This window comes from Serratia sp. TSO36 (genome assembly GCF_057808395.1).
The window spans coordinates 67,385-89,998 of record NZ_JBJZOU010000014.1 but is presented as its reverse complement, the minus strand read 5'-3'; the positions used below and the strand labels follow the sequence as shown (position 1 = coordinate 89,998).

The window sequence follows — 22,614 nt, the reverse complement described above, 5'->3', positions numbered from 1 at the left end:
TAGTTTTCATGGGCGTTCTTCCATCGTCAGGGCGGCCAGCTGGCCGGCAATAAACGTTTTCAGCTCCGGCACGCAGGAGCCGCAGTTAGTGCCACATTTCAGCTTTGAGCCGAGCTGTTGCACGCTGTGGCATCCCTGCCGCACGGCGTCGACAATCTGCGCTTCGCCAACAGAAAAACAGCTGCAAATCATTTTGCCGGTGGCGGCCTTATGGCTGCCGGCCTGGCCCGCCAGTAACGCCAGCCGCTGCGGTGCCGTGTCCGGCGGGGTGATAAAGGCAGACAGTATCGCTTGCCTGTCCGGCAGCAGTGGGCTTCGGCACGCGTAAAATGCCAACTGCAGTTCGCCCTGCGCCCACACCAGCAGGTTGAAGCCCTCATCCCCCATCCGGGCGCTCTGGCAGGTTTTCCCCTCCAGCGGATAATGTTCATTCAGCCACGCCATCCACTCCTCCTGGAGCGAAGAATCCGCTAACGTAAAATGCGTGACGCCCGGTTGGGTGATGCGGCTCCAGTAGGCGGTGGCAGGCGCGGCGATCCCCTCTCCCCGAATAAACAGCTCTGCATACCAAGCCGCTTTCCATTTCGTCAGATTGACCGGCATATGCTTACTTTCCGGTTGCCCGGAAAGAGGATCGGTAACGGGAGCTATCAGCGCATCGACCCGGGCCTGCCGGCTAAAATGGCTGTTCCAATGGATCGGCACGAAAATACTGCCGCGAGGCTGAAGATGATCGGGTTGCGCGCGTAACAGCAGCCAGCCATGGGATGAGGTTACACGCAGCAACTCACCCGCCTGAATGCCCGGCGCATCATCCGGATGAAACTGACAGTACGGCTCGCTGATATGCTGCATCAGGCGAGCAGACTTGCCGGTTCGCGTCATGGTGTGCCACTGGTCGCGCACCCTTCCGGTGTTCATGATCAGCGGATAAGCCGCAGTGGGCTGGCTGGCGGGCAGCGCCGGGGTGACGGCGATCAACCGCGCTTTACCGTCAGGGTGAAAAAAGGTTTTATCTGTAAATAGTCGCGGCGTACCCTGCGGCCGTGCGGCATTAACCGGCCACTGGATCGGCTGCAGGGTATCCCATTCTTCATTGGACAACTGCGCCAGCCCGCTGATGTCAAACGCCCGAGTGCCTGCATTTTCAAAGCCGGACAAGGCCGCATGTTCGCGGAAAATATCTGCCGGATGCTGCCAGGCAAAGGCCTCCGCAAACCCCAGCCGCTGCGCAACCTGGCTGAGGATCCACCAGTCAGGTTTGGCCTCGCCAGGTGCAGCCAGAAACGCGCGTTGCCGGGAGATACAGCGTTCCGAATTGGTCACCGTGCCATTTTTCTCCCCCCAGCCCAGGGCGGGCAGCAGGATATGCGCGGCGCGGGTGGTGTCCGTGTCACGCAGAATGTCGGACACAATAACCAGAGGACAACGCGCCAGACCGGCCCGCACGCGATCGGCATCCGGAAGTGACACCAGCGGATTGGTGCCCATGATCCAGACGGCTTTTATCTCTCCCTTCTCGATAGCGCGGAAGAGATCGATGGCATTGAGTCCAGGGCTCTGCGCGACGTTATCGCTGTGCCAGAAACGCCCGACCCGTGTAATCTCTTCGGCGGTAAATCCCATATGGCAGGCCAGCTGGTTTGCCAGCCCGCCGACCTCACGTCCGCCCATCGCATTCGGCTGGCCCGTTATCGAAAATGGCCCGCTGCCAGCGTGTCCAATCTGGCCGGTTGCCAGATGCAGGTTAATTATCGCGTTGCATTTGTCGACGCCCGAACTGGACTGGTTGATCCCCATCGAATACAGCGTGACCAGCCGCTGGCTCCGGGCTATCCGTTGATAAAACGCCTGTAATTGCGAGGAGGCGATCCCGCAATAGTCCGCCGTCTTCTCCAGGCTCCACGCTTTTGCTGTCTGTAAGGTTTCTTCTGCCCCGTTCGTGTGGTGCTGCAGAAAAGCGGTATCCAGTTTTCCGCGCGCTGCCATCTCGTTCAGTGCGCCGCAGAACAGCGCCGCATCGCTGCTCGGACGCAGTGCCAGATGCAGATCGGCAATATCACAGGTGGCGGTCTTACGCGGATCAACGACGATAATCTGCATCTCCGGCCTCTCCGCTTTGGCTTTCGCCAGCCGCTGATACACCACCGGATGCGCCCAGGCGGTGTTCGATCCTACCAGAATAACGCAGTCTGCCTGCTCCAGATCATCATAATTGCAGGGGACGGCATCGGCGCCGAACGCCCGCTTGTAGCCCACCACGGCGGAGGCCATGCACAACCTGGAGTTGGTATCCATGTTGCCCGCCCCGATAAACCCTTTCATCAGCTTGTTGGCGACGTAGTAATCCTCCGTCAGCAGCTGGCCCGAGCCATAAAACGCGACCGACTGCGGTCCATGCTCGTCAATCGTCGCCTGTAGCCCTTGTGCGACAGCGTCTAACGCCTGCGGCCAGCTCACGGGTTGATGATGGATTTCAGGCTGGAGCAGACGCCCCTGTAAGCCCAGCGTTTCACCCAGCGCGCTGCCCTTCACGCACAGCCTTCCGCGATTCGCTGGATGTGCCGGGTCGCCGCTGGCGGCGAAGCCATCAGCCTGTGGCTGCATACTGACGCCGCAGCCCACGCCGCAATAGGCGCAGGTGGTTTTCACGACCGGAGACGCTGTTTTCATAGGTTGACCGTTTCAATGATTTTGGTGGACGCAACGCCCTGCGTTCGTGCCTGAACCCAGACGCGGCCATCTTCCACTTTCACCGCCCAGCTTCGCAGCGCATGCGGCGAATTGTCCAGGCTGCGGCCGTCCCGTAAGCTGAAGCGCTGTTTATAGAGCGGGGAAATCACCACCGGTTCGCCTTTGACATCGCCCACGAGCCCGCGCGCCAGCACATTGGCGTCGCTGTCTGGTTCATGATTGCTCAGCGCAAAAACCTGCTGTGGATGACCGGGCAGATAGAACAGCGCAATCTGCTGGCTCGCCAGGCGCGCCGCCATTCCCGCATTCGCCGGGATGGCGCTCAGGCTGCACACTTCCACCCAGCCCGGTGCGGGCTCCTGCGTATTTTCTGCGGCAGGCACGGCGAGCATGCTGCGCTCCTCATGCGTTGCAGGCCGCAGTTGTTGACGTTCGCTCACCATCACGACCCCTTCGTCAGGGACCTCGCTGTTTACAAACGGTCTGAACAGCGCCAGGCGATCCGGCGAGGCCAGAGTGGTCTGCCATTCACACTGGTACGTCGCCACCACCGCAGACATTTCACGATCCAGTTCATCCGCAATTTGCAGGCTGTCGTCCAGAATCACCTGGCGCAGGTAGTCGATGCCCCCTTCGAGGTTATCCATCCAGGTGCTGGTGCGCTGCAGCCGGTCAGCGGTGCGGATGTAGAACATCAGTAAGCGGTCAACGGTACGAATGAGCTGCTCTGTGCTCATGTCCTGCGCCAGCAAATCAGCATGGCGGGGCTTCATTCCCCCGTTGCCGCAGACATACAGGTTCCAGCCCTTATCCGTGGCAATTACCCCCACATCTTTACTTTGGGCTTCGGCACACTCGCGGGTACAACCCGAGACGGCCATTTTGATTTTGTGAGGCGAACGCAGCCCTTTGTAGCGGTGCTCTAATTGCAGCGCGAGCGAGGTGGAGTCCTGTACGCCGTAGCGACACCAGCTCGACCCGACGCAGGATTTCACCGTACGCAGAGATTTGCCGTAGGCATGACCGGTTTCAAAACCGGCATCAACCAGTTGCTGCCAGATCTCCGGCAGTTGCTCCAGACGCGCGCCGAACAGGTCGATTCGCTGCCCTCCGGTAATTTTGGTGTAGAGCTTGTAACGCCTGGCGACTTCGCCGATGGCGATAAGCCCTTCGGGGGTTATCTCTCCCGCCGGAACGCGCGGCACGACGGAATAGGTCCCGTCCTTCTGGATATTGGCGAAATAACGATCGTTGGTGTCCTGCAGTGGCAAATGCTGCGGTTTCAACAGGTAGTCGTTCCAGCATGATGCCAGTATCGATCCGACCAGCGGCTTGCAGATTTCACACCCGCTGCCGTGGCCGTGCTTTTCAATCAGTTCCCCGAACGTGCGGATATTGCCCACCCGAACCAGGTGATAAATCTCCTGGCGCGAATACGCGAAATGCTCACAGATGTCTTTTTTCACCTCGACGCCCATGTCGGACAGCGCATATTCCATCACCTGCTTGGTGAGTGCGGCGCAGCCCCCACAGCCCGTCGCCGCTTTGGTGCAGGCTTTTATCGCCGTCATATCGTGGCAGCCGTTCTTCACGGCGTTACGGACATCGCCTTTACTGACGTTGTGGCAGGAACAAATTTGCGCGCTATCGGGCAGGGCTGCGATGCCCAGCACAGGTTTGTCTGCACCCGACCCGGCAGGCAAAATGAGGGATTCAGGTTTGGCTGGCAGCGACATATCGTTGAGCATCATTTGCAGCAACGTGCTGTATTCCGCGCTGTCGCCCACCAGCACCGCCCCCAGCAGCCGTTTGCGATCCTGCGATACCACGATTTTCTTATACACTTCCGCCGGACCGTCTACCCAACTGTAGTTCTGGCTACCGGGAGTACGCCCATGCGCGTCACCAATCGATGCCACCTCAACACCAAGAAGCTTAAGTTTGGTGCTCATGTCCGCGCCCCTAAAGACGGCGTCGCCGCCCGTCAGGGTATCCGCCAGCGCGCGGGCCATCTGATAACCCGGCGCCACCAGGCCGAAGATCTGCCCGTTCCACAGCGCACATTCGCCGATCGCATAAATAGCCGGGTCGGACGTCTGGCAGCGATCGTCAATCACAATGCCGCCGCGCGGCCCCACTTCAAGCCCGCACGCTCTCGCAAGCTGATCGCGTGGGCGGATCCCTGCGGAAAATAGCACCAGATCGGTTTCCAGATAGCTGCCATCGGCAAACACCATCCGGTAATGGCTCTCCTCGCCCGCAGTAATGGCCTGGGTTTCTTTCCCGGTATGCACCTTCACGTCCAGCGCTTCAATTTTACGGCGCAGCATCGCGGCACCGCCGTCGTCGAGCTGAACCCCCATCAGCCGCGGGGCAAACTCCACCACGTGCGTATCCAGCCCGAGCTGTTTCAGCGCGTTGGCCGCCTCCAGCCCCAGTAATCCCCCGCCGACAACCACGCCCGTTTTGCCGTTTGCCGCGCAGGCCTGAATGGCCGCAAGATCGTCAAGCGTGCGGTAAACCAGGCAGCCCGGCGCATCATTGCCAGGGATCGGCGGCACAAACGGATAGGATCCTGTTGCCAGCACCAGTAAATCGTAAGCCGTCTGCCGCCCCTGGTGATCGACCACAAAACGGTGTTTTGTATCAACGAGCCCGATGCTGTGCCCCAGACGCAGTTCAATCCCGGTCGATTCGAAAAATCCCTTTTCAACCATTGAGAGGGATTCCGCCGTGCGGCCAGAGAAGTATTCGGACAAATGCACACGGTCGTAGGCGGGCGAGGCCTCTTCGGCAAACACAATCACCTGGTATTGCAGATGCAGCTCACGCGCAACCAACTGCTCTAAAAAATGATGGCCCACCATGCCGTGTCCGGCCATAACCAATACGGGTTTCGACATTGAATGACTCCTCGCCACCTCAACGGGTAACGGTTCTGATTTAACAGGCTGTAAGCCAGAGGCATCCGGCTCATTACCGGGACTGAAGACGCTGAAGGGCAACGATTGACCAATGGGCGTGCCGATCCGCTGGAGGTATTGCGGGCCATCGCTGATATCGCCCCACAGCAACACCCCTTTCAGTTGGTTGTCGCAGAGCACCAGCCGGCGATAATGCCCGTCAAACGGGTCAAAGGTGGTATGGGTCTGAGCGCCATCGCGGCTGTGTAATTCACCGGCGCAGAACAAATTCAGGCCTGTGACCTTGAGGCGCAGCGGGACATTCTGCACCTCGAATGAAGTGGCTTTGTCGCCCCCCGCCAGCCGCGAGGCCAGCGTTTCAGCCTGCTGCCAGCACGGGGCCACCAGGCCAAAAGTGAGTTCGCCCCACTGGCAACATTCTCCAATTGCCGAGATGTGCGGGTCAGCGGTTTGCAGCTGCGGGTTCACCAGAATACCGCGATCGCACGGCAAGCCGGACCGTTGTGCCAGCGCGATGTTCGGCCGCACGCCCACAGAGAGCACGACCCGCTCCGCCGCTATTCCGCGCCCATCATTAAGATTCACCCTGCTGACGCTGCCAGCGGCATCAGCGCTGAATGACACCGTTTCAGCCTGCAAAATGACGTTGATGCCGCGTAATGAGAGCCCCTCGTGCAACAGTTTTCCGGCGTGTTCATCCAGCTGCTGATCCATCAGATGTGTGCCGCGATGTAGCAGGCTCACCCGCATTCCACGCCGCGCCAGGGCCGCCGCCGCCTCCACGCCCAGCACGCCGCCGCCGATCACCGCAACCGGTTGGCCTGCGTAGGCTCCCTGCAGAATATTTTCGACATCCTGCTGAGTGCGGAACCCGTGGATACCCGGCAATTCGACCCCAGGCAGGGGGGGCAGAAATGGCCGTGAGCCAGTGGCCAGAACCAAATGATCGTATGAATAGATCTGCCCGGCGGCCGTGACGGTGCAAGCGTGACGGTCGATTGCCGTCGCCGCCGTGCCTGAGATCAATGTGATGTTGTGATGCTCATACCACTGCGCGTCATGCGTGACTATCTGGCCAAAATCTTTCTCACCGGAAAGCACCGGCGTCAGCTGGATACGGTTGTACGCACTGTGCTTTTCATCGCCGATGATCATGATACGGTAGCGATCTGGTGCGAGCTCACAGAGATATTCCACCAGTCGCACGCCTGCCATACCATTGCCGATAACGATTAGAGTCGGTTTAGCCATTGCACAACTCCCCTCATGGAATCAGGCCACTGCCCGGTGTTTTGCATAGAGAAAATGCAGCACCTGCTGGCGATACTGGTGGAACAGAGGCTCGTTCGACAAAGCCAGTCGACTGCGGGGGCGTGACAGCTCAACCTGTAACACTTCACCGACTTTCGCCGCCGGACCATTAGTCATCATCATCACGCGGTCAGACAGCAGCACCGCTTCATCAACGTCGTGGGTGATCAGCAAAATGGTGGTTTTCAGACGCGCCTGAATGTCCATAACGGCGTCCTGAAGATGCGCCCGCGTCAGCGCATCCAGCGCCCCGAAAGGTTCATCCATCAGCAAAACTTTCGGTTTCATCGCCAAGGCACGGGCGATACCGACACGCTGCTTCATGCCGCCTGAAATGGCGCCCGGGCGCTTATCGGCCGCATGCTCCATGTGCACCAGTTCGAGATTGTGCAAAATCCAGTCGTGCATTTCGCTTTTGTTCATCTGGTCTTTAAAGACCTGCCGCACCGCCAGTTCGACATTCTCAAAAGCGGTTAACCATGGCAGCAGCGAATGGTTCTGGAAGACGACCCCGCGCTCTGGCCCCGGCCCGGTAATCTCTTTGTTGTCGCACAGCAGCACGCCTTCCGTCGGGCGACTCAGCCCGGCAATCAAATTCAGCAGGGTCGATTTTCCGCAGCCTGAGTGGCCAATCAGGCTGACCGTTTCGCCTTCTGCGATATCAAAGCTGACGTTATCGAGCGCCAGAAAGGTGGTTTTCGCTGAAGGAAAACGTTGAGTGACGCTCTGGACGCTGATAATCGATTTTTCTTTTTTCATCGCGGGCTCCTAGTGATTGTCGTAACTTAAGCGACGGGCAACGACCATCAGCCCCTGCTCCAGTAACATCCCCACGGCACCAATCAGCAGAATGGCGACGATAATGTTTTCCACGTTGAGGTTGTTCCATTCGTTCCAGATCCAAAAACCGATGCCCACGCCGCCGGTCAGCATTTCAGCCGCAACAATCACCAGCCAGGCGATACCGATGGACAACCGTACCCCGGTCAGAATGTACGGCAGCACGGCAGGAAACAGGATCTTGCGCATTACGGTGAATTCGCTGAGTTTCAGCACCCGCGCAACGTTGAGATAGTCCTGCGGAATGCGCATCACCCCTTCTGCGGTATTGAGGATCATCGGCCAGATAGAACAGATGAAAATGGTCCAGGACGAGGCGGGCTCCGCGCGCTGGAACAACAGCAATCCAATCGGCAACCACGCCAGCGGGCTGACCGGGCGCAGTAGCGAGATAATGGCGTTGAACATGCTGGCGATGAAGCTGAAGCGGCCAATCAGGAACCCGGCCGGGATGCCGACCAGCGCGGCAAGCCCGAAACCAATCGCAACTCGCTGTAGCGAGGCCAGGACATTCCAGCCAATGCCCATGTCGTTTGGCCCGTTGATATAGAACGGATCGGCAAAAATCACCTTCGCCGCCTCCCAGGTCTGAGCGGGCGTCGGGAAGCCTTTACTGCTACTGGCGGCGATTTGCCACAGGAGCAGCAGCACGACGGCCCCGAGAATGGCGGGGATCATTTTCTGCATGAAGCGGCGAACGCTCGCGCGAAGCCGGACAATAAAGGTATCCGTTCTGGCTACCGGAGCGGCTCTCTCGATCGTGATCACTTCTGCGCTGGCGGGCGATTCAACGCTGACCGCGGCAGGCTCCGTCAACGTGACGACATTGGTTTTCAAATTTACGGACATCTGTGGCCTCACTTAGCGTTTCATTGCAAAACTGTTGGCGTAGTCAGCAGGGTTGCTGCCGTCCCAGACTTTGCCGTCAATCAACGTGCTGCTTCGCATGTCGCTGGATGGCAAATTGATCCCGCCAACCGCGGCGGCAGCTTGTTTGTAGACGTCAATGCGGTTAATTTTTTGGGCGATACCGAGGTAGTCAGGATCGCTGTCCAGCAATCCCCAGCGCTTCTGCTGAGTCAGGAACCACATGCCATCGGAGAGATACGGATAATTGACCGCGCCATCGTTGAAGAAGCGCATACGGTGGGCATCTTTCCACGTTTTCCCCAGCCCATTTTCGTAGTCGCCGAGCATCCGCCCCTGAATCGTCTTGAGTGGCGTGTTGATGTACGCCCGCGCCGCAACGACCTGAGCGGTTTCACTACGATTGGCATCAGAGGTGTCTATCCAGCGGGAGGCATCCAGCACCGCGGCGGTCAGCGCGCGAGCCGCATTCGGGTTTTCAGTCACCCAGGCAGAGGTTGTGCCGAGCACTTTTTCCGGATGATCCGGCCAGATTTCCTGTGAGGTGACCGCAGTGAAACCAATGCCGTCCTGAATCGCGCGCTGGTTCCAGGGTTCCCCCACGCAAAAACCGCTCATATTGCCGATTTTCATGTTCATGACCATTTGCGGCGGAGGCACCACGACATTGCGCACGTCGTTAAAGGGATGGATACCGGCGTTTGCCAGCCAGTAGTAAAGCCACATCGCGTGCGTGCCGGTCGGGAACGTCTGCGCAAAGGTATAGGTCCCCTTCGCGCTGGCCTGGACCACTTTTTGTAGCGATGCAGCATCCGTGACGCCCGCCTGCTTTAACTGCTCAGAGAGCGTAATGGCCTGCCCGTTCTGGTTGAGAGACATCAGCATCGCCATCTCATGCTGCGGGCCGGACACGCCAAGCTGCAGGCCATAGAGCATCCCATACAGAACATGCGCCGCATCCAGCTCGCCAGACACCAGTTTGTCGCGTACTGACGCCCAGCTCGACTCCTTGCTCGGGATGATTTTAATGCCGTACTTCTCATCAAATTTCTTTACCGCCGCCATCACCACTGAGGAGCAGTCGGTCAGGGGAATGAACCCGACGCGAATCTCTTTCTTCTCTGGCGTGTCGGAACCGGCAGCCCAGACCCGGTTCATGAGTCCTGACATCAACATGCTGCCGCCGAGCACCGCACTCCCCGCAAGAAAGCAGCGGCGGGAGAGTTGTCCCGGAGTCTTTTTGTCGTCTTGTGTCATCAGGGCTTCCCGTTAGGTTGAAAAATGGAAAAAAAAAAGCGTCCAGTTAGCGTTCAGTTCCCTGAACGCTAACGGACGCCTTTATCCGTAATGCTGACTAAACCGCCATTGGTTTAGTGCTGTTGCTATTAAAAAGAATGCAGCTTGTGTGCCAACCTGCGGTATCAAAAAAAAATCAGAGGGTTAGCCTTATTCTGTCGCTTTGACGCCCTTTCTGGTGCACCGGAACTGCACATCCTGCACAGCGTAATTGCACACAGAAGGTGCAGTTATTGGCCCGGTTTGTGCCCGTTTTTGCCTAACAGCGCAGACACGGCAAGCATCGCGTCAGCAATTTCCGAAAGTTTCTTATTCTGATTCATTGCCATCTCAAGCAGTGCCTTATGCGCCTGGGGTTCCGTTAAGCCCTGATGCTGCATCAGCAGGCCCTTTGCCCGCTCAACCAGCTTGCGCTCGGTCAGCGTGACGCGAAGTTGAGAAAGTTCGGCATCGAGCGCCTGCAGCTGGCGGGACTGCTGTTCAACAAGCTCAAGAACCGAACGACTAAGCTGCGGCGAGAGTAGCGCGGCGTAATGGCTTTCAGACTGTGGGATTTGGTCAATATTCTGCTGCTGAAGCGCAAGGGCGGCCTGTGCTTCACGGATACGCTGGCGGCAGGAGGCCATCAGAGCAGCTTGCAGCTCATCCTCCACCACTTTCATTCCATCGATTCGCGCCGTCGCAACGTCAAACCAGCGTAATGCGGTATCCGTCGTCTCACCGCCAGGCCTGACGCGCGTGCAGGCAATTCGCCTGAAACGTTCAAATTCACTGCTGTCCTGGTTCATCTGCTGCCGCCACATTGCCAGACAGCGGGGAGCCGCGAATTCCATGAAGGTCTGAAAGCAGCGCTCCTGGCTCTCGATTAAGCCTGTGAATTGCTGTTGCGCGATGACATCAAAATGCCCTGCCGCAAAACCGGCGGCGGCCGTGGCCCGCTCCTGTGCGGCCAGCTCTTTTCCCTGCATAAAACTGAACATCGCCAGCAATGCCCGTGAAATTGACGGATCGCCGGAGATATCCGCCGTTTCGAAGACCAGTGACAAATGCGAGCGAATCACCTCGTTGTAGGCATTCATGGCATCAGGCTGACTGATAGACAGTCCAAGAACCTGCTGACGCAGTTGCGGTAACGTACTGAGGCTATGCAACACCGAGGCAATGCGGCTGAGTAATCGCGGTGCATTCGCCAGGTTGGGGCCGGTAAGATCCTGAGACGCAAGCCACTGACTGACGGCCTCCTCTGCCTTCCGGACCTCCAGTGCCCGCTCACTCAGTTGCTTTCCCCAGGTGTTCCCATGAGAACATAAGAAGATGTTCGAGGTGCCTCGTTCCCGTTGCAGTGCGTGGATCATCAGGCTGACCGCACCAACCAGTTCACCCAGCTGCAACAGCTGTTGCAAACCCGCGATTTCGCTTTTTTTCGACGCCTGTACAAAGCTCAGAGCAGAAAGGGCCATGGAGTAACCTGCTGATAAGAGGAGACTCCTGGATAAAGCAAGAAACGTGCCTGAGACAGGGGCACTTTTCCCTACCGCCGCGCCGTTACAGCATCCATTCGATCGGCAGCCAGCCGGCCACGATGAGAACGATGCGTTTTACCCAGCCGGCGCCGGGCTCTTGCTGATGTATCTCGGTGTGGCCGTCTTCGAAGGCTTCGTTCCAGACCATTTTGCCCGCGGGCGTCAGCGCCGGGCGGTAGGCGGCGTATTCGAGCGGGCCATCAAACAGCTGGCGGGTGTCGGCCGCCAGCGTCGGGCTGTCGATCAAGAAGCCCATTTCGCAGTTCAGGTGCGCCGATCGCGGATCGAAATTGAACGAGCCGATAAATACCCGTTTATCGTCGATGGCGAAGGTTTTCGCGTGCAGCGCCGCACCGGACAGCCCCAGCGGTTTGAGTTCCTGCCGCCCCGTCGGCTGGCCGGCGCGCAGCTTCAGCTCAAACAGCTCCACGCCCGCCTGCAGCAGTTCACGCCGGTATTTGGCGTAGCCGGCATGCACCACCAGCACGTCGGTGGTGTTCATCGCGTTGGTCAGCACGCGAATGGATTTTCCCTGTTTGGCGAGCGATTCAAAAAAGCTCGCCCCTTCCCGGCCCGGCACGAAATAGGCGGAAACCAGATCCAGTTGCCGGCCGACGCCGCCGATAATCTTGCTCAGCTGCGTCACCATCAAACGATCGCGCGAAGCCTTGCCCAGCCCTTTCGCCGGATCGTCGGCCACCAGCTCTACCTGGGTGAATTCCGGCTGGACGACGCCATCGCGAAAGCGCACCGCGCTGGTTTCAAGCTGCACCGCCAGTTTGCGGGCCCGTTCGCTGCTTTCGGTCGCGGTGGCCTGCGCCAGGAAGGCGGAAAGGTCGCCTTTGCCCCGGATAATTTGCTCAACGCCAAACACCGACGCGCTGTTCCAGTAGCGATCGAAGACCTCGGCGGTCTCCGCCACCACGTTGCCGACGCTCAGCACGTCGAGATCGAGGAAATAGTTTTCGTCGCCGACCTGGAAATACTCGTCGCCGATATTGCGGCCGCCGATGATCGCCACGGCGCCGTCGACGATGTAAGACTTGTTATGCATGCGCCGGTTCATGCGCATAAAGTCAAAGGCGTAGCCGGCCAGCTTCGGCGTGCGCACGGTAGACGGGTTAAACAGGCGGATCTCGACGTTTTCCTGGGCGTTCAGCGCCGCCAGGGTCTCGTCCATGGCGACGCCGTTATCGTCCAGCAGCAGCCGCACGCGCACGCCGCGTTGAGCCGCGTCATACAGGGTTTTCAGCAGGATCTGCCCGGAGGTGTCGTTATGCCAGATGTAGTACTGGGCGTCGATCGACCTTTCCGCCATCCGCGCCAGCGCCAGGCGGCTGGCGAACGCATCGTGCCCGCTGGCCAGCGGCACCACGCCGCTCAGGCCCGGATGCGCCGCCATCAGTTCGGCGGCGCGCGCCGGCAGCTGGGCGGCAGGATCCGCCGGCAATGCTGCCTGCGGCAGACGCTGGGAGATATTCGGCAAGCGAAAGATGACTCTGGCCGCAATAATGGCGATCGTCACGGCGAGAATCAGATACACGACAATTTTTATCACGGGAAGCGGCCTCGAAGGTTGACTGCTTTGCTTTATACGTCATTAGGTTGCTTCAATCTATAGGAGAAGCGCGCTATGGTAGGCCTCCTCCACGGATGACTCCTCAATAGCGCCAGTCAGGGACACACCCGCACTGTTAACCAGAACATCTATGCGTCCGGCTTTGGCTACCACTTTTTCAATTGCCTGTTGTACCGAATGTTCATTGCGTATATCCATTTCTGTCAGCGCAACACCATTCATCGGGGAAGCGCTATTGATATCTCTGACGGTACCCATTACCTGAAAACCTCTGGCTTTAAAAGCCAAGGCGGCAGCCCTGCCAATGCCTGATGAAACACCGGTAATCAGAACGACTTTATGTTCAGACATTTTTTAATCCTTCAGAAGTGGATGGATTTTCCGCTGACGAAGTTGAAGCCGGGCTCTTTATCCGGAACCAGATGGCATACATGGCGGGCAGGAATACCAGCGTAATGATGGTCCCTCCCAGGGTCCCGCCTATCAGGGTATAGGCCAGGGTTCCCCAGAATACCGAATGTGTTAACGGGATAAAGGCCAGAATGGCCGCCATCGCCGTCAGCAGTACAGGCCTGGAGCGCTGCACCGTTGCCTCAATGACCGCATGAAAGGGTTCAAGCCCTTCCTGCTCGTTATGATGGATCTGCCCGATGAGGATCAACGTGTTACGCATTAAAATCCCTGACAGGGCAATCAAACCAACCAGCGCATTGATGCCAAAGGGCTGGTTGAAGAGCAGCAAGGTTGGCACCACACCGACCAGCCCCAGAGGTGCGGTCATAAAGACCATCACCATCGCCGACATCGAGCGTACCTGAAGGATAATGATCAGCAATGTCATGGCTATCATGATAGGGAATAACGGTACCATCGCCTGGGTAGCTTTCCCTGACTCCTCAATAGAGCCAGCCTCCTCAATCCGATATCCATCCGGAAGCGTTGTGATGATGGGCTGCAGCTGCTTCATAATCGCAGCGGAGACATCCGGCGGCTGAAGTGATTCCGCAATATCGCCCCGTACGGTAATGGTTGGCGTACGGTCTCGACGTCGCAGGACCGGATCTTCCATGCGCACTTCGACCTCGCCAACCTGCGATAACGGGATTCGCTGCCCTGCAGAACCGACCAGGGTGAAACCCTCTATTTTTGCCGGATCAAACCTGATATCGCCGGCAGCGCGTCCCACGACCTGCACCGAACGGATATCTTCGCGCACCGCGGTGAGCGGAACACCCGAAAGCAGGAACTGAAGCTGCTGGGCCACTGCATTTGACGTCAGCCCCACCGCCTGCAGGCGATCCTGATTCAGGGTGAAATGCAGTGTTGGCACGCGTGAGCCCCAGTCCGTGTTGACCGTTCTCATCAGCGGGCTGGCCTGCATCAGCGTTTTCACCTTGTCCGCGATGTCTCGTAGTACAATCGGATCAGGCCCTGTCACACGGAAGGCAACCGGATAGGGTGAATAGGGGCCGAACACCAGTTGGGTCACGCGAACTCGCGCCTCAGGAGCCAGTCCATCAGCTGCGGCCTGGCGAAGACGGAACTTGAGCGCCTCACGGGATCCCTCACTGTCCGTCAGGATAACAATTTTCGCAAAAGAGGGATCTGGTAGCTCCGGTGCCATGGCCAGATAAAAGCGGGGCGCCCCTTGCCCGATATAAGCCGTCACGATTTTTGCTTCTTGCTGGCGCTTCAGCCAGTCCTCAACTTTCGTCACGACGGCGCTGGTCTGTTCAATGGAAGTGCCATAAGGCATCTGTACTTCCACGAGGACCTCTGGCCGATCAGACGTCGGGAAAAACTGTTTTTTCACCAGCGCCATACCGAGAATAGCAACGGTGAATACTGCGACGACAGAACCCGCGACCAGCCATTTTCGCGCGATGACCCGCGTCAGCAACTGACGAAAACGGTTATAGCGTCGGGTGTTGTAGATAGCATCGTGCCCCCCTTTAACCGTTTTGATGTCCGGCAGCATTTTCACCCCGAGATACGGCGTAAACACCACCGCCACCACCCAGGAGGCGATTAAGGCAATTCCCACAATCCAGAACATGTTGCTGGTGTATTCACCCGCTGTGGATTGCGCAAAACCGTTGGGCATAAAGCCGACGGCCGTGACCAGCGTACCAGCCAGCATAGGCGCAGCGGTGTGGCTCCAGGCATAGGCTGACGCTTTGATTCGGTCGTAGCCCTCCTCCATTTTCACCACCATCATTTCGATGGCAATGATGGCGTCATCCACCAGCAACCCGAGCGCCAGGATAAGCGAGCCCAGGGTAATACGGTCGAAGTTTTTACCGGACGCCTCCATGACCACAAAGACGACAGCCAGCGTCAGGGGCACAGCAGCGGCGACCACCACCCCCACGCGCCAGCCCATACTGAGAAAGCAGACCACCATCACAACCAGCAACGCGACGAAAAATTTGATCATGAACTCGTCTACGGCGGAGCTGATGTTAACTGACTGATCGGTGACTTTCGCGAATGTCATGCCGAGTGGCATGTCCGCATTGATACTGGCGGCTTCCTTATCCAGCGCTTTACCCAGCTCCAGACCGTTCCAGCCCTCACGCATCACGATACCCAGCAACAGCGCAGGCTCACCCTGGTTACGCACCATAAAGGTCGCCGGATCTTCGTAGCCGCGCTCGACCGTCGCCACATCGGAAAGCTTCAGCGTCCTTCCCTGCGCCACAACCGGCGTTTCACGAATTTTCTCCAGCTTGTCAAACGCCCCATCCAGACGGATAAAAACCTGTGGCCCACGGGTGTCTATCGAGCCCGCAGGTGTCAGCACGTTCTGGTTGTTCAGGGCAGCAAAGATATCCTGAGCAGAGACGCCCAGGGTTGCCAGACGGTCATGGGAAAATGAGACAAATATCCGCTCGGCTTGCTCACCGATAATATTGACTTTTTTCACCCCGGGAACATGTAATAAGCGCTGGCGTAATGACTCGGCATCGCGCACCAGTAGCCGCTGTGGCTCTCCTTTTGCCTTCAGCGCAAAGAGCGCAAACGTGACATCCGAAAACTCATCGTTGACCATCGGTCCAGACACCCCTGCCGGCAGATTTTTAGCCTCATCGCTGAGTTTTTTGCGTGCCTGATAGAACGCTTCCTGGACTTCTGAAGGGGGGGTACTGTCCAGTAATGAGAGCATGGTAAAAGCCAGACCGGGACGCGTGTAGGTCTCGGTGCGGTCATACCACTTGAGCTCCTGGAGACGCTTCTCCAGCGGTTCGGCCACCTGATCCTGCATTTCCTGAGCCGTTGCGCCGGGCCAGGCCGTAATGATGGTCATCTGCTTGACCGTAAAAGGCGGGTCTTCTGCACGCCCCAGTCCAAGGAACGAGAGAATACCGGCAACGGTGATCAACAGGATAAGAAACAGCGTAACGGAACGCTCGCGCACGGCGAGCGCGGAAAGATTGAAACGTCCACTACTCATGGCCGACTCCCGGCGACACTGACATCGTTCTGCTTCGCCAGTCGTACTGTCTCACCGTCATGCAGCAGATGAGCGCCAAGCGCCACGACCTGTTCGCCAGGCTTAAGGCTGCCGGTCACGCTTGCCGCATCATCCCCGAGGCTGACGACGTGTACGGGCCGCCATGTCACTCTGGCGGGATTGCCTGAAATGCGCCAGACGCCCGGACCTTTGCCCGCGTCAAAAACGGCCGCCAAAGGCACCTGCAGCAACGGCTGCGATGCTCTGCTCTGCGCAATATGGATGGTGACAGTGGATCCCAAGGGGGCACCAGACAATGGGCCGTCGAGCACGTACCTTGCCTCAAACGTGCGCGTCAGCGGGTCGGCTGCATCAGAGAGTAACCGCAGTGTCGCGGAAACAGATTGTGCCTCACTGCCGTACAGTGAGGCCTGTGCCGCACTTCCAACAACCGGGCGCAGCGTCTCAGGCAACTGGACGACAGCTTCACGTTGTCCAGCCCTGGCAAGCCGGATAACCGGCTGTCCGGCACTGACCACCTGACCTGGCTCGGCCAGCGTATCCATCACCACCCCGTCGGCATCAGCCACCAGGACCGCATAGCCCATGGCGTTTTGCGCCACATTCGCCTGCGCCTGGGCGGCACTGAGGTCAGCTCTGGCCGTATCTGCGGCAGCCTTAATCTGATCGTAAGCGGATGCCGACACAGCACCTGTGGTAACCAGACCGCGATAACGCGATTCATCATTCGCTGTCTGTCTGGCACGCGCTTTTGCGGCGGCGACAGCCTGCTGCTGAGCCTGGACCTGCAGGCTCAGATCAACCGGGTCCAGACGCATTAACGGCTGACCACGCCTCACTGTCTGACCGGTATCAACGAGACGTTCCAGGATTTTGCCTTGAACCCTGAAACCAAGGTCGCTCTGAATTCGTGCTACAACCACCCCCGTAAAAGCGCGGGAAAAGTCGGTTGCATTGATCGCTTCAGCAGATCTGACCAGAGGTGGCAGGCTGCGTGGATCGCTGTTATCGGAAGCATCACCGCAAGCCACAAGGGCAAACGGCAACAGGCAGACAGCAAAGGTGACAGGTTTAAGCCCGAGCATGGGTTCCCTTAATGAATTAAACAGGACAGGAACCCATACTTATACTTGTGACCAATTTTGTCAATGGTCACAACATCAGGGTGACAAACTTCTCAGGATCAGTGATGGTAGCAACACCGCCGCTGCCTGGGCGGTTTCCAAATTATATTGCAGCTGTACCGGGCTGATATAGGGACGCATAACCATAAAAATCGCATCCGCAGTCTCGTCCAGTGGGGTTTTTCTTTCAAACTCACCAGCCTGGCGCCCTTCAACAATGATCTGCTCAATGAGCTGCCGTAACTGCTGCTCATGAGCTTGTGCTGAGGGCCATTTGTCACGCACAGCAACGGCCGCGATGTCATGTAACTTACGGTCATGAAAAAATAAATCGCATCCGGATTCTGATAAAGCCCTGAATAACCGCCTTATTTTTTCTGCGGCTGTTGGAGCATCCACAATCGCTGCGTTGACAATATCCCTTATAATCGCCAACCGGTTAGCGCAGATCACTTCTCCGATCGCCTGTTTGGAATCGAAAAACTTGTAGATATAGGCCTTTGAAAAACCAATTGCTTTGGCGAGGTCGGATACAGTTGTTTTTTCGTAGCCAAAGTGACCGAAATGCTCGGTGGCTGCGTCAACGACCTGCTCGCGGACGTTATGGTCGGAAGGTCCCCTGGAAGGGGTTTCATTCATTTGTTTAGTCATTTTTCCATCTTAGCGCAATGACGTCTGATTGACAACGAGTGACCATATCGTAATATGGTCACAATTCAAGTTCGACTCAAGGACTCTTCATGTTTACCCTAAATACACTTACAGTCATTATGAGTGTCTGCACTCTGGCAGGCTTTTCACCGGATGATACAGAGACCCCGAGCACTCCGCTTAATCAACAAAACGGAGCATCTCACCATGAACAATGATGTCATCATCATCGGCGGCAGCTTTGCCGGCCTTGCCGCCGCCCTGCAGCTTGGCCGTGCCCGTCGCACGGTCACTGTTCTCGATACCGGCCTTCAGCGCAACCGCTTCGCTAGCCGCTCACACGGTGTGCTCGGCCACGATGACAAGTCACCATCCGACATTCTGGCCACGGCGCGGCAGCAACTCGCGCGCTACCCTGCTATCAAGATGGTTAATGCCCGCGCGGACAGCATCTCCGGTACTATCGACAATTTTTCCGTCTTCACGGGCGATAGTGAAATCCTTCGTGCGCGCCGCCTGATACTGAGCTATGGCGTTGTTGACCAGATGCCTGATATTCCGGGATTTTCTGAAGGCTGGGGCACATCCGTCATCCCATGCCCTTATTGCGATGGATTCGAAGTTGCTGACCAGCATTGGGGCCTCGTCTGGTCTGGAGCGCAGTCGATGAATCAGGTCAGGCTGTTTCACGACTGGACCGACAGGTTGACTGTCTTCAGCAATGGTCACGACATCCCCCCTGGCATACGGGCCGATCTGGCGGCCCGACAGGTGCCTCTCGTTGATGGGCGGATCACCGAAATCGCCTGTTACGGGAGCCATAGTGCCACCCTCAAGATCGATACCGGCCCCGATGTCGCAGTCGATATCCTCTTCGCGCATCCGCGCACCAGGCCGTCCACAAGCCTCCATGACGCACTGGGCCTCGCCACGCTCAATACGTCAACCGGCATCGTCCTCAAGACCGACGAACGCCACGAAACCAGTATGCCTGGCATCTATGCCGCCGGTGACCTGGCCAATCCCGCCATCCCCTCAGTCACCACGGCGATATGGCAAGGCGCGATGGCGGGTATCTTCGCTCAGCAGTCGATGCTCACTTGAGTGCAAGCAGCATCGATTTCCAAGCAGATCCCTGCCATAAGGCTATAGCGTAAAGCGCGAAGGCGAAACGCCAAACAGTTTTTTGAACGCCACCGAATAGGCGCTGTGGCTCTCGTAACCGCTTTCGAAGGCGGCGTGGATGATCGAGTTGCCGGCCAACAGCAGCGGAATGGACGACAGCAGCCGCAGACGCTGTTTCCACTGGCCGAAGGTGATGCCGGTTTGTTGGCTGAAATGGCGTTGAAAAGTCTTTGCGCTGATCGACAGTGAATCGGCCCAGGCTTCAATGCCGCGATCGTCGGCCGGCGTGATGACCAACTGCCGGCAAATCTCGGCCATTCTCGCCTCTGCCGGCCAAGGCAAATGCAGCGCCAGCTGCGGCTGGAGGCTCAACTCCTCAAGGAACAACGCTCTGAGCAGCGTATTGCGTTTGGTCTCCGCCCCCTCGGGCGCCAGCGTTGCCAACTGAGCGATCAGCTCTCGCAGCAGCGGTGAGACTTGCAAGACGCCGTCGCGCAGCGGCAAACGCGCGGCGGTGATTTCATCGACCAAAATCCCGTAAACGCAGATGTTGCTCTGCATGACGATCTGATGCTCTACCCCCGGCCGCAACCAAACTGCGGTGGTGGGCGGCACGATCCAGCGCCCGCTGCTCGCCTCGACCGCCATAACGCCCTGCTGCGAATAGAGCAAATGGCAGCGTTTATGCGAGTGGTAAGGAATGACAAAGCCCGCCGGATAGTGTTTCACCAGCCCCGTCACCTCGAACGAGGAGTTTTCGTGGCTACTGAGGTCGATGCGTTTCGTTTCGGCATTGTCGACTTCGAATCCCATGGTCGTTTGTCCCTTTTGATAACGCGAATGTCTTTTATTTGATAGAGAGGCCGCATGATCCTCCATATAGTGACACTGTCGCAAGCCACACCAGGGGCCTTATGCGAAGAAACTCACTATTTACACCAAAATTTCATCGTTCTGCGTAAAACGCAGGCGTTGCGCATGCGCTGCGCAATGGCGGCTCGTTGCGGGGGCGACGTGGTCGAAAGTGATGGATAGGGAAAGCGCGGTGGCATAATCAGGAGGTATACGCATCAATCAGCAGGCAGCTCAGCCCGGGGGGGCGGCTTAATGCTGAAGGGATAGGGAGAGCGCCTAGGCTCTCCTCCATCCAGAGTTGTTATTTCATCAACGGGCCAGCTCGGCACCGTCCAGCTCGGAAATCGCCAGACAAATCACTTCCGTAATGGCCTGTACCGTATAGGCGGTATTGGCAGGAATGATTAACATCTCATGGGGTTGCAACGTCTGATCGTCAACCTTCAGTTCACCGCTCAGCACCATCAGTTTCACCCAGCCCGGATGAAAACGCGCCGGTTGTCGGCTGCCCGCATCCAGCTTCAGCAACGCCGTATGGCCAGGCGTTTCCCGTTTCAAAATATGAAAGTGTACCCCATCGTAAGGCATGTTTTCGTAATGCAGTGACGCCAGTGTTCTCTTATGCATGGTAAGTGTCCTCGTGACCTGTGAGTAGCTGCTCCGCCTTCGGTCGCCGTAAAAACGATTGGCGGCTGTCCCTACCGAAAGCACAGGCTCGCAGCCTCTTGGCGAACGGATTAACTGTCGTACTTGCAGCGGCCCGACCGACCGCCGTTTCATGCCTAACCTGCCTCAGGCATGCTACTAAATATATAAGAGCCTCGCCGACGGCGCAAAAAACCGCGGTTCTTATCATTTAATGATGCCCGAACCTCATTTCAAGTGTTGCCGCCAAAGCCACCATGCCGCCATTCAGACGGCATGGGGCTGGCCCCCTGCTTTCGCCGCCGGGCGGCGCACTTTCCAGCCCTAGCCGTGGAGCGCCAGGCCTTTTATCGCCTTATCCACCGCTTTCTTCGGCCCGCGCAGCGCCAGGCCGACCAAATCCAGATTGTCCGCGTCTTCAGCGCGAAAAACCTGGCGGTTGGCTTCATCGTGCCCGGTCGCGAACATGGCGTGCACATAGGGGATCAGCGTTAATTCCCGCTCCAATCCTTTGCGATGCACATTTTGCAGGCCCGGCAGATCCGCGGCGAAAATCAGCATCGGCTGCCCGGAAATGGCGCCGTAGCGTCTGCCCTGCGCATCCACGTAACGCTCACCGATGATTTCCGGGGCCGCGGCGGCGATGCCCGTCGCCAGAAAGGCCACTACGTTCAGCCGCTGCCAGGTTGGCAGATCGTCACGCACGATAAACGCTATCTTGGTATCAAACATCTTCCGCTCTACTCCGTTGTGCTATTAAAAGTGCATCATCGGCGATGAGCGAGTTAGCGGTATAGAACGTTTGTGCACTGGCGTTGATAGGCCGCCGGCGATAATCGGTAGGCGCGCTGGAACCAGCGGCCCAAATGGCTCTGATCGGCAAAGCCCACCTGCATGGCGACCTGCGCCGGTTCTTCCCCCTGCGCCAACAGCAAGCGTGCGGCCCGCAGCCTCAACCTAACCAAATAAGCGTGCGGCGACTGGCCGAAAGCCCGGGTGAACTGGCGAGTCAGGCGGAAACGATCCAGGCCGCACTGAAGAGCAAGTTCATCCAGGCTGGGGTTATCCGCCATGTGCTCGTGCAAGTAGTCCCGCAAGCGATTCATCTCAATTAAAGCGTCATCGCTTTGGGAAGTTGGCCGAACGCGAATATGCCGTGCCAAAAGCGTCAGCAGTTGATCCAGGCTTTGATCGCGCGCCAGCCGGCCCTCCCCCTGATGCAACGCAAAAAACGCCTGGTGGATCGCGGTCGCCAGCATCGGATCGTCGGTCAACGTGCTGTGGAAGGCGCCTTCCAGCACCGAAGCGTCCCCCAATCCGCGGCGGCTCATCGCGTCGGAGACCCAGCGCTGCGGCAGATAAAGCATCGCATAGGTAAACCCCTCGGCCTGCGGCGCATGGCCATCGTGCACCGCGCCCGGCTCGATCAGCATGGCGCGCCCCGGCCGGCTGGTATGCAGCGAGCGGTGGCAATGGAAACGCTGCAAGCCCTGCTGCGTGACGCCCACCAGCATTTCATCATGATCGTGAGGATCGTAGGCATGCCCCTGAAAGTGAGCGTTGACGCTCTCAATACCGGTTTCGTCATCGCGTCGCAGTTCGAGCCAGTCTTTATGTTGATGATTTGACGCCATGCAATCAGTCCGGAGTTCTGCTCACAGGAAAAGGAAAAACAGCTTACCCTGAGACCGCCGCGGTTGCACGC

The 22,614-nt window shown here is 57.9% G+C and carries 16 protein-coding genes; 1 reads left to right on the top strand and 15 read right to left on the bottom strand.

What is annotated here, in order from left to right; all coding sequences use genetic code 11:
* Nucleotides 1–6: 6 nt before the first annotated feature.
* The 11 genes from ACK3CV_RS12785 to ACK3CV_RS12735 all read right to left on the bottom strand — a co-directional run bounded on the left by ACK3CV_RS12785 (nucleotide 7) and on the right by ACK3CV_RS12735 (nucleotide 18,284).
* A complete protein-coding gene (locus ACK3CV_RS12785; RefSeq protein ID WP_164039155.1) occupies nucleotides 7–2,673 on the bottom strand; it encodes a nitrate reductase in 2,667 nt (888 codons plus the stop codon).
* Nucleotides 2,670–6,869, bottom strand: a complete 4,200-nt coding sequence (gene nirB, locus ACK3CV_RS12780; RefSeq protein WP_164141040.1) for a nitrite reductase large subunit NirB — start codon at nucleotides 6,867–6,869, stop codon at nucleotides 2,670–2,672. Before nirB ends, ACK3CV_RS12785 begins: the two co-directional genes overlap by 4 nt.
* A 21-nt stretch (nucleotides 6,870–6,890) precedes the next feature.
* A complete protein-coding gene (locus tag ACK3CV_RS12775; RefSeq protein ID WP_164141042.1) occupies nucleotides 6,891–7,688 on the bottom strand; it encodes an ABC transporter ATP-binding protein in 798 nt (265 codons plus the stop codon).
* Nucleotides 7,689–7,697: 9 nt separating this feature from the next.
* Nucleotides 7,698–8,618 carry a nitrate ABC transporter permease gene (gene ntrB, locus ACK3CV_RS12770; protein ID WP_164141044.1) on the bottom strand — a complete coding sequence of 307 codons (921 nt, stop codon included), beginning with the start codon at nucleotides 8,616–8,618 and terminating at the stop codon, nucleotides 7,698–7,700.
* A gap of 12 nt (nucleotides 8,619–8,630) precedes the next feature.
* Nucleotides 8,631–9,893 carry a CmpA/NrtA family ABC transporter substrate-binding protein gene (locus tag ACK3CV_RS12765; protein WP_164039150.1) on the bottom strand — a complete coding sequence of 421 codons (1,263 nt, stop codon included), beginning with the start codon at nucleotides 9,891–9,893 and terminating at the stop codon, nucleotides 8,631–8,633.
* Nucleotides 9,894–10,162: 269 nt separating this feature from the next.
* Nucleotides 10,163–11,392 (bottom strand): nitrate regulatory protein, encoded by a 1,230-nt coding sequence (locus tag ACK3CV_RS12760; RefSeq protein ID WP_041035119.1) that lies wholly within the window; start codon nucleotides 11,390–11,392, stop codon nucleotides 10,163–10,165.
* A gap of 85 nt (nucleotides 11,393–11,477) precedes the next feature.
* Nucleotides 11,478–13,013: a phospholipase D family protein gene (locus ACK3CV_RS12755; RefSeq protein WP_033653157.1), complete on the bottom strand. Its 1,536-nt coding sequence runs from the start codon at nucleotides 13,011–13,013 to the stop codon at nucleotides 11,478–11,480.
* 57 nt (nucleotides 13,014–13,070) lie between these two features.
* A complete protein-coding gene (locus tag ACK3CV_RS12750) occupies nucleotides 13,071–13,385 on the bottom strand; it encodes an SDR family NAD(P)-dependent oxidoreductase (protein ID WP_164039144.1) in 315 nt (104 codons plus the stop codon).
* Nucleotides 13,378–16,488: an efflux RND transporter permease subunit gene (locus ACK3CV_RS12745; protein ID WP_033634549.1), complete on the bottom strand. Its 3,111-nt coding sequence runs from the start codon at nucleotides 16,486–16,488 to the stop codon at nucleotides 13,378–13,380. Before ACK3CV_RS12745 ends, ACK3CV_RS12750 begins: the two co-directional genes overlap by 8 nt.
* Entirely contained in the window at nucleotides 16,485–17,594 is a 1,110-nt protein-coding gene (locus ACK3CV_RS12740; RefSeq protein ID WP_164141046.1) for an efflux RND transporter periplasmic adaptor subunit, read from the bottom strand. Before ACK3CV_RS12740 ends, ACK3CV_RS12745 begins: the two co-directional genes overlap by 4 nt.
* A gap of 75 nt (nucleotides 17,595–17,669) precedes the next feature.
* Complete coding sequence (locus tag ACK3CV_RS12735; protein WP_086579844.1) at nucleotides 17,670–18,284, bottom strand: TetR/AcrR family transcriptional regulator; 615 nt, start codon at nucleotides 18,282–18,284, stop codon at nucleotides 17,670–17,672.
* A 207-nt stretch (nucleotides 18,285–18,491) separates the two neighbouring features.
* Here ACK3CV_RS12735 and ACK3CV_RS12730 point away from each other — a divergent pair, with 207 nt between their 5' ends.
* Nucleotides 18,492–19,388 (top strand): NAD(P)/FAD-dependent oxidoreductase, encoded by an 897-nt coding sequence (locus ACK3CV_RS12730; RefSeq protein ID WP_164039135.1) that lies wholly within the window; start codon nucleotides 18,492–18,494, stop codon nucleotides 19,386–19,388.
* A 42-nt stretch (nucleotides 19,389–19,430) separates the two neighbouring features.
* Here the strand turns inward: ACK3CV_RS12730 and ACK3CV_RS12725 are convergent, their stop codons facing one another.
* From ACK3CV_RS12725 to ACK3CV_RS12710, 4 genes are all read right to left on the bottom strand, one after another.
* The gene (locus ACK3CV_RS12725; protein WP_164141048.1) at nucleotides 19,431–20,222 is read right to left on the bottom strand and encodes an AraC family transcriptional regulator; all 792 of its coding nucleotides are present in this window, start codon (nucleotides 20,220–20,222) and stop codon (nucleotides 19,431–19,433) included.
* 351 nt (nucleotides 20,223–20,573) lie between these two features.
* Nucleotides 20,574–20,891, bottom strand: coding sequence for a cupin domain-containing protein (locus ACK3CV_RS12720; protein WP_015377878.1), 318 nt, complete (start codon nucleotides 20,889–20,891; stop codon nucleotides 20,574–20,576).
* Between the two features lie 342 nt (nucleotides 20,892–21,233).
* Nucleotides 21,234–21,641, bottom strand: coding sequence for a DUF2000 domain-containing protein (locus ACK3CV_RS12715; RefSeq protein WP_033653160.1), 408 nt, complete (start codon nucleotides 21,639–21,641; stop codon nucleotides 21,234–21,236).
* Between the two features lie 53 nt (nucleotides 21,642–21,694).
* Nucleotides 21,695–22,543 (bottom strand): AraC family transcriptional regulator, encoded by an 849-nt coding sequence (locus tag ACK3CV_RS12710; protein WP_033648316.1) that lies wholly within the window; start codon nucleotides 22,541–22,543, stop codon nucleotides 21,695–21,697.
* Between the last annotated feature and the right edge of the window lie 71 nt (nucleotides 22,544–22,614).

Coding starts and splice junctions, on each gene's coding strand:
- ACK3CV_RS12785 (WP_164039155.1), bottom strand. CDS start 2,673: ATGAAAACAGCGTCTCCGGTCGTGAAAACCACCTGCGCCTATTGCGGC.
- nirB (WP_164141040.1), bottom strand. CDS start 6,869: ATGGCTAAACCGACTCTAATCGTTATCGGCAATGGTATGGCAGGCGTG.
- ACK3CV_RS12775 (WP_164141042.1), bottom strand. CDS start 7,688: ATGAAAAAAGAAAAATCGATTATCAGCGTCCAGAGCGTCACTCAACGT.
- ntrB (WP_164141044.1), bottom strand. CDS start 8,618: ATGTCCGTAAATTTGAAAACCAATGTCGTCACGTTGACGGAGCCTGCC.
- ACK3CV_RS12765 (WP_164039150.1), bottom strand. CDS start 9,893: ATGACACAAGACGACAAAAAGACTCCGGGACAACTCTCCCGCCGCTGC.
- ACK3CV_RS12760 (WP_041035119.1), bottom strand. CDS start 11,392: ATGGCCCTTTCTGCTCTGAGCTTTGTACAGGCGTCGAAAAAAAGCGAA.
- ACK3CV_RS12750 (WP_164039144.1), bottom strand. CDS start 13,385: ATGTCTGAACATAAAGTCGTTCTGATTACCGGTGTTTCATCAGGCATT.
- ACK3CV_RS12745 (WP_033634549.1), bottom strand. CDS start 16,488: ATGAGTAGTGGACGTTTCAATCTTTCCGCGCTCGCCGTGCGCGAGCGT.
- ACK3CV_RS12740 (WP_164141046.1), bottom strand. CDS start 17,594: ATGCTCGGGCTTAAACCTGTCACCTTTGCTGTCTGCCTGTTGCCGTTT.
- ACK3CV_RS12735 (WP_086579844.1), bottom strand. CDS start 18,284: ATGACTAAACAAATGAATGAAACCCCTTCCAGGGGACCTTCCGACCAT.
- ACK3CV_RS12730 (WP_164039135.1), top strand. CDS start 18,492: ATGAACAATGATGTCATCATCATCGGCGGCAGCTTTGCCGGCCTTGCC.
- ACK3CV_RS12725 (WP_164141048.1), bottom strand. CDS start 20,222: ATGGGATTCGAAGTCGACAATGCCGAAACGAAACGCATCGACCTCAGT.
- ACK3CV_RS12720 (WP_015377878.1), bottom strand. CDS start 20,891: ATGCATAAGAGAACACTGGCGTCACTGCATTACGAAAACATGCCTTAC.
- ACK3CV_RS12715 (WP_033653160.1), bottom strand. CDS start 21,641: ATGTTTGATACCAAGATAGCGTTTATCGTGCGTGACGATCTGCCAACC.
- ACK3CV_RS12710 (WP_033648316.1), bottom strand. CDS start 22,543: ATGGCGTCAAATCATCAACATAAAGACTGGCTCGAACTGCGACGCGAT.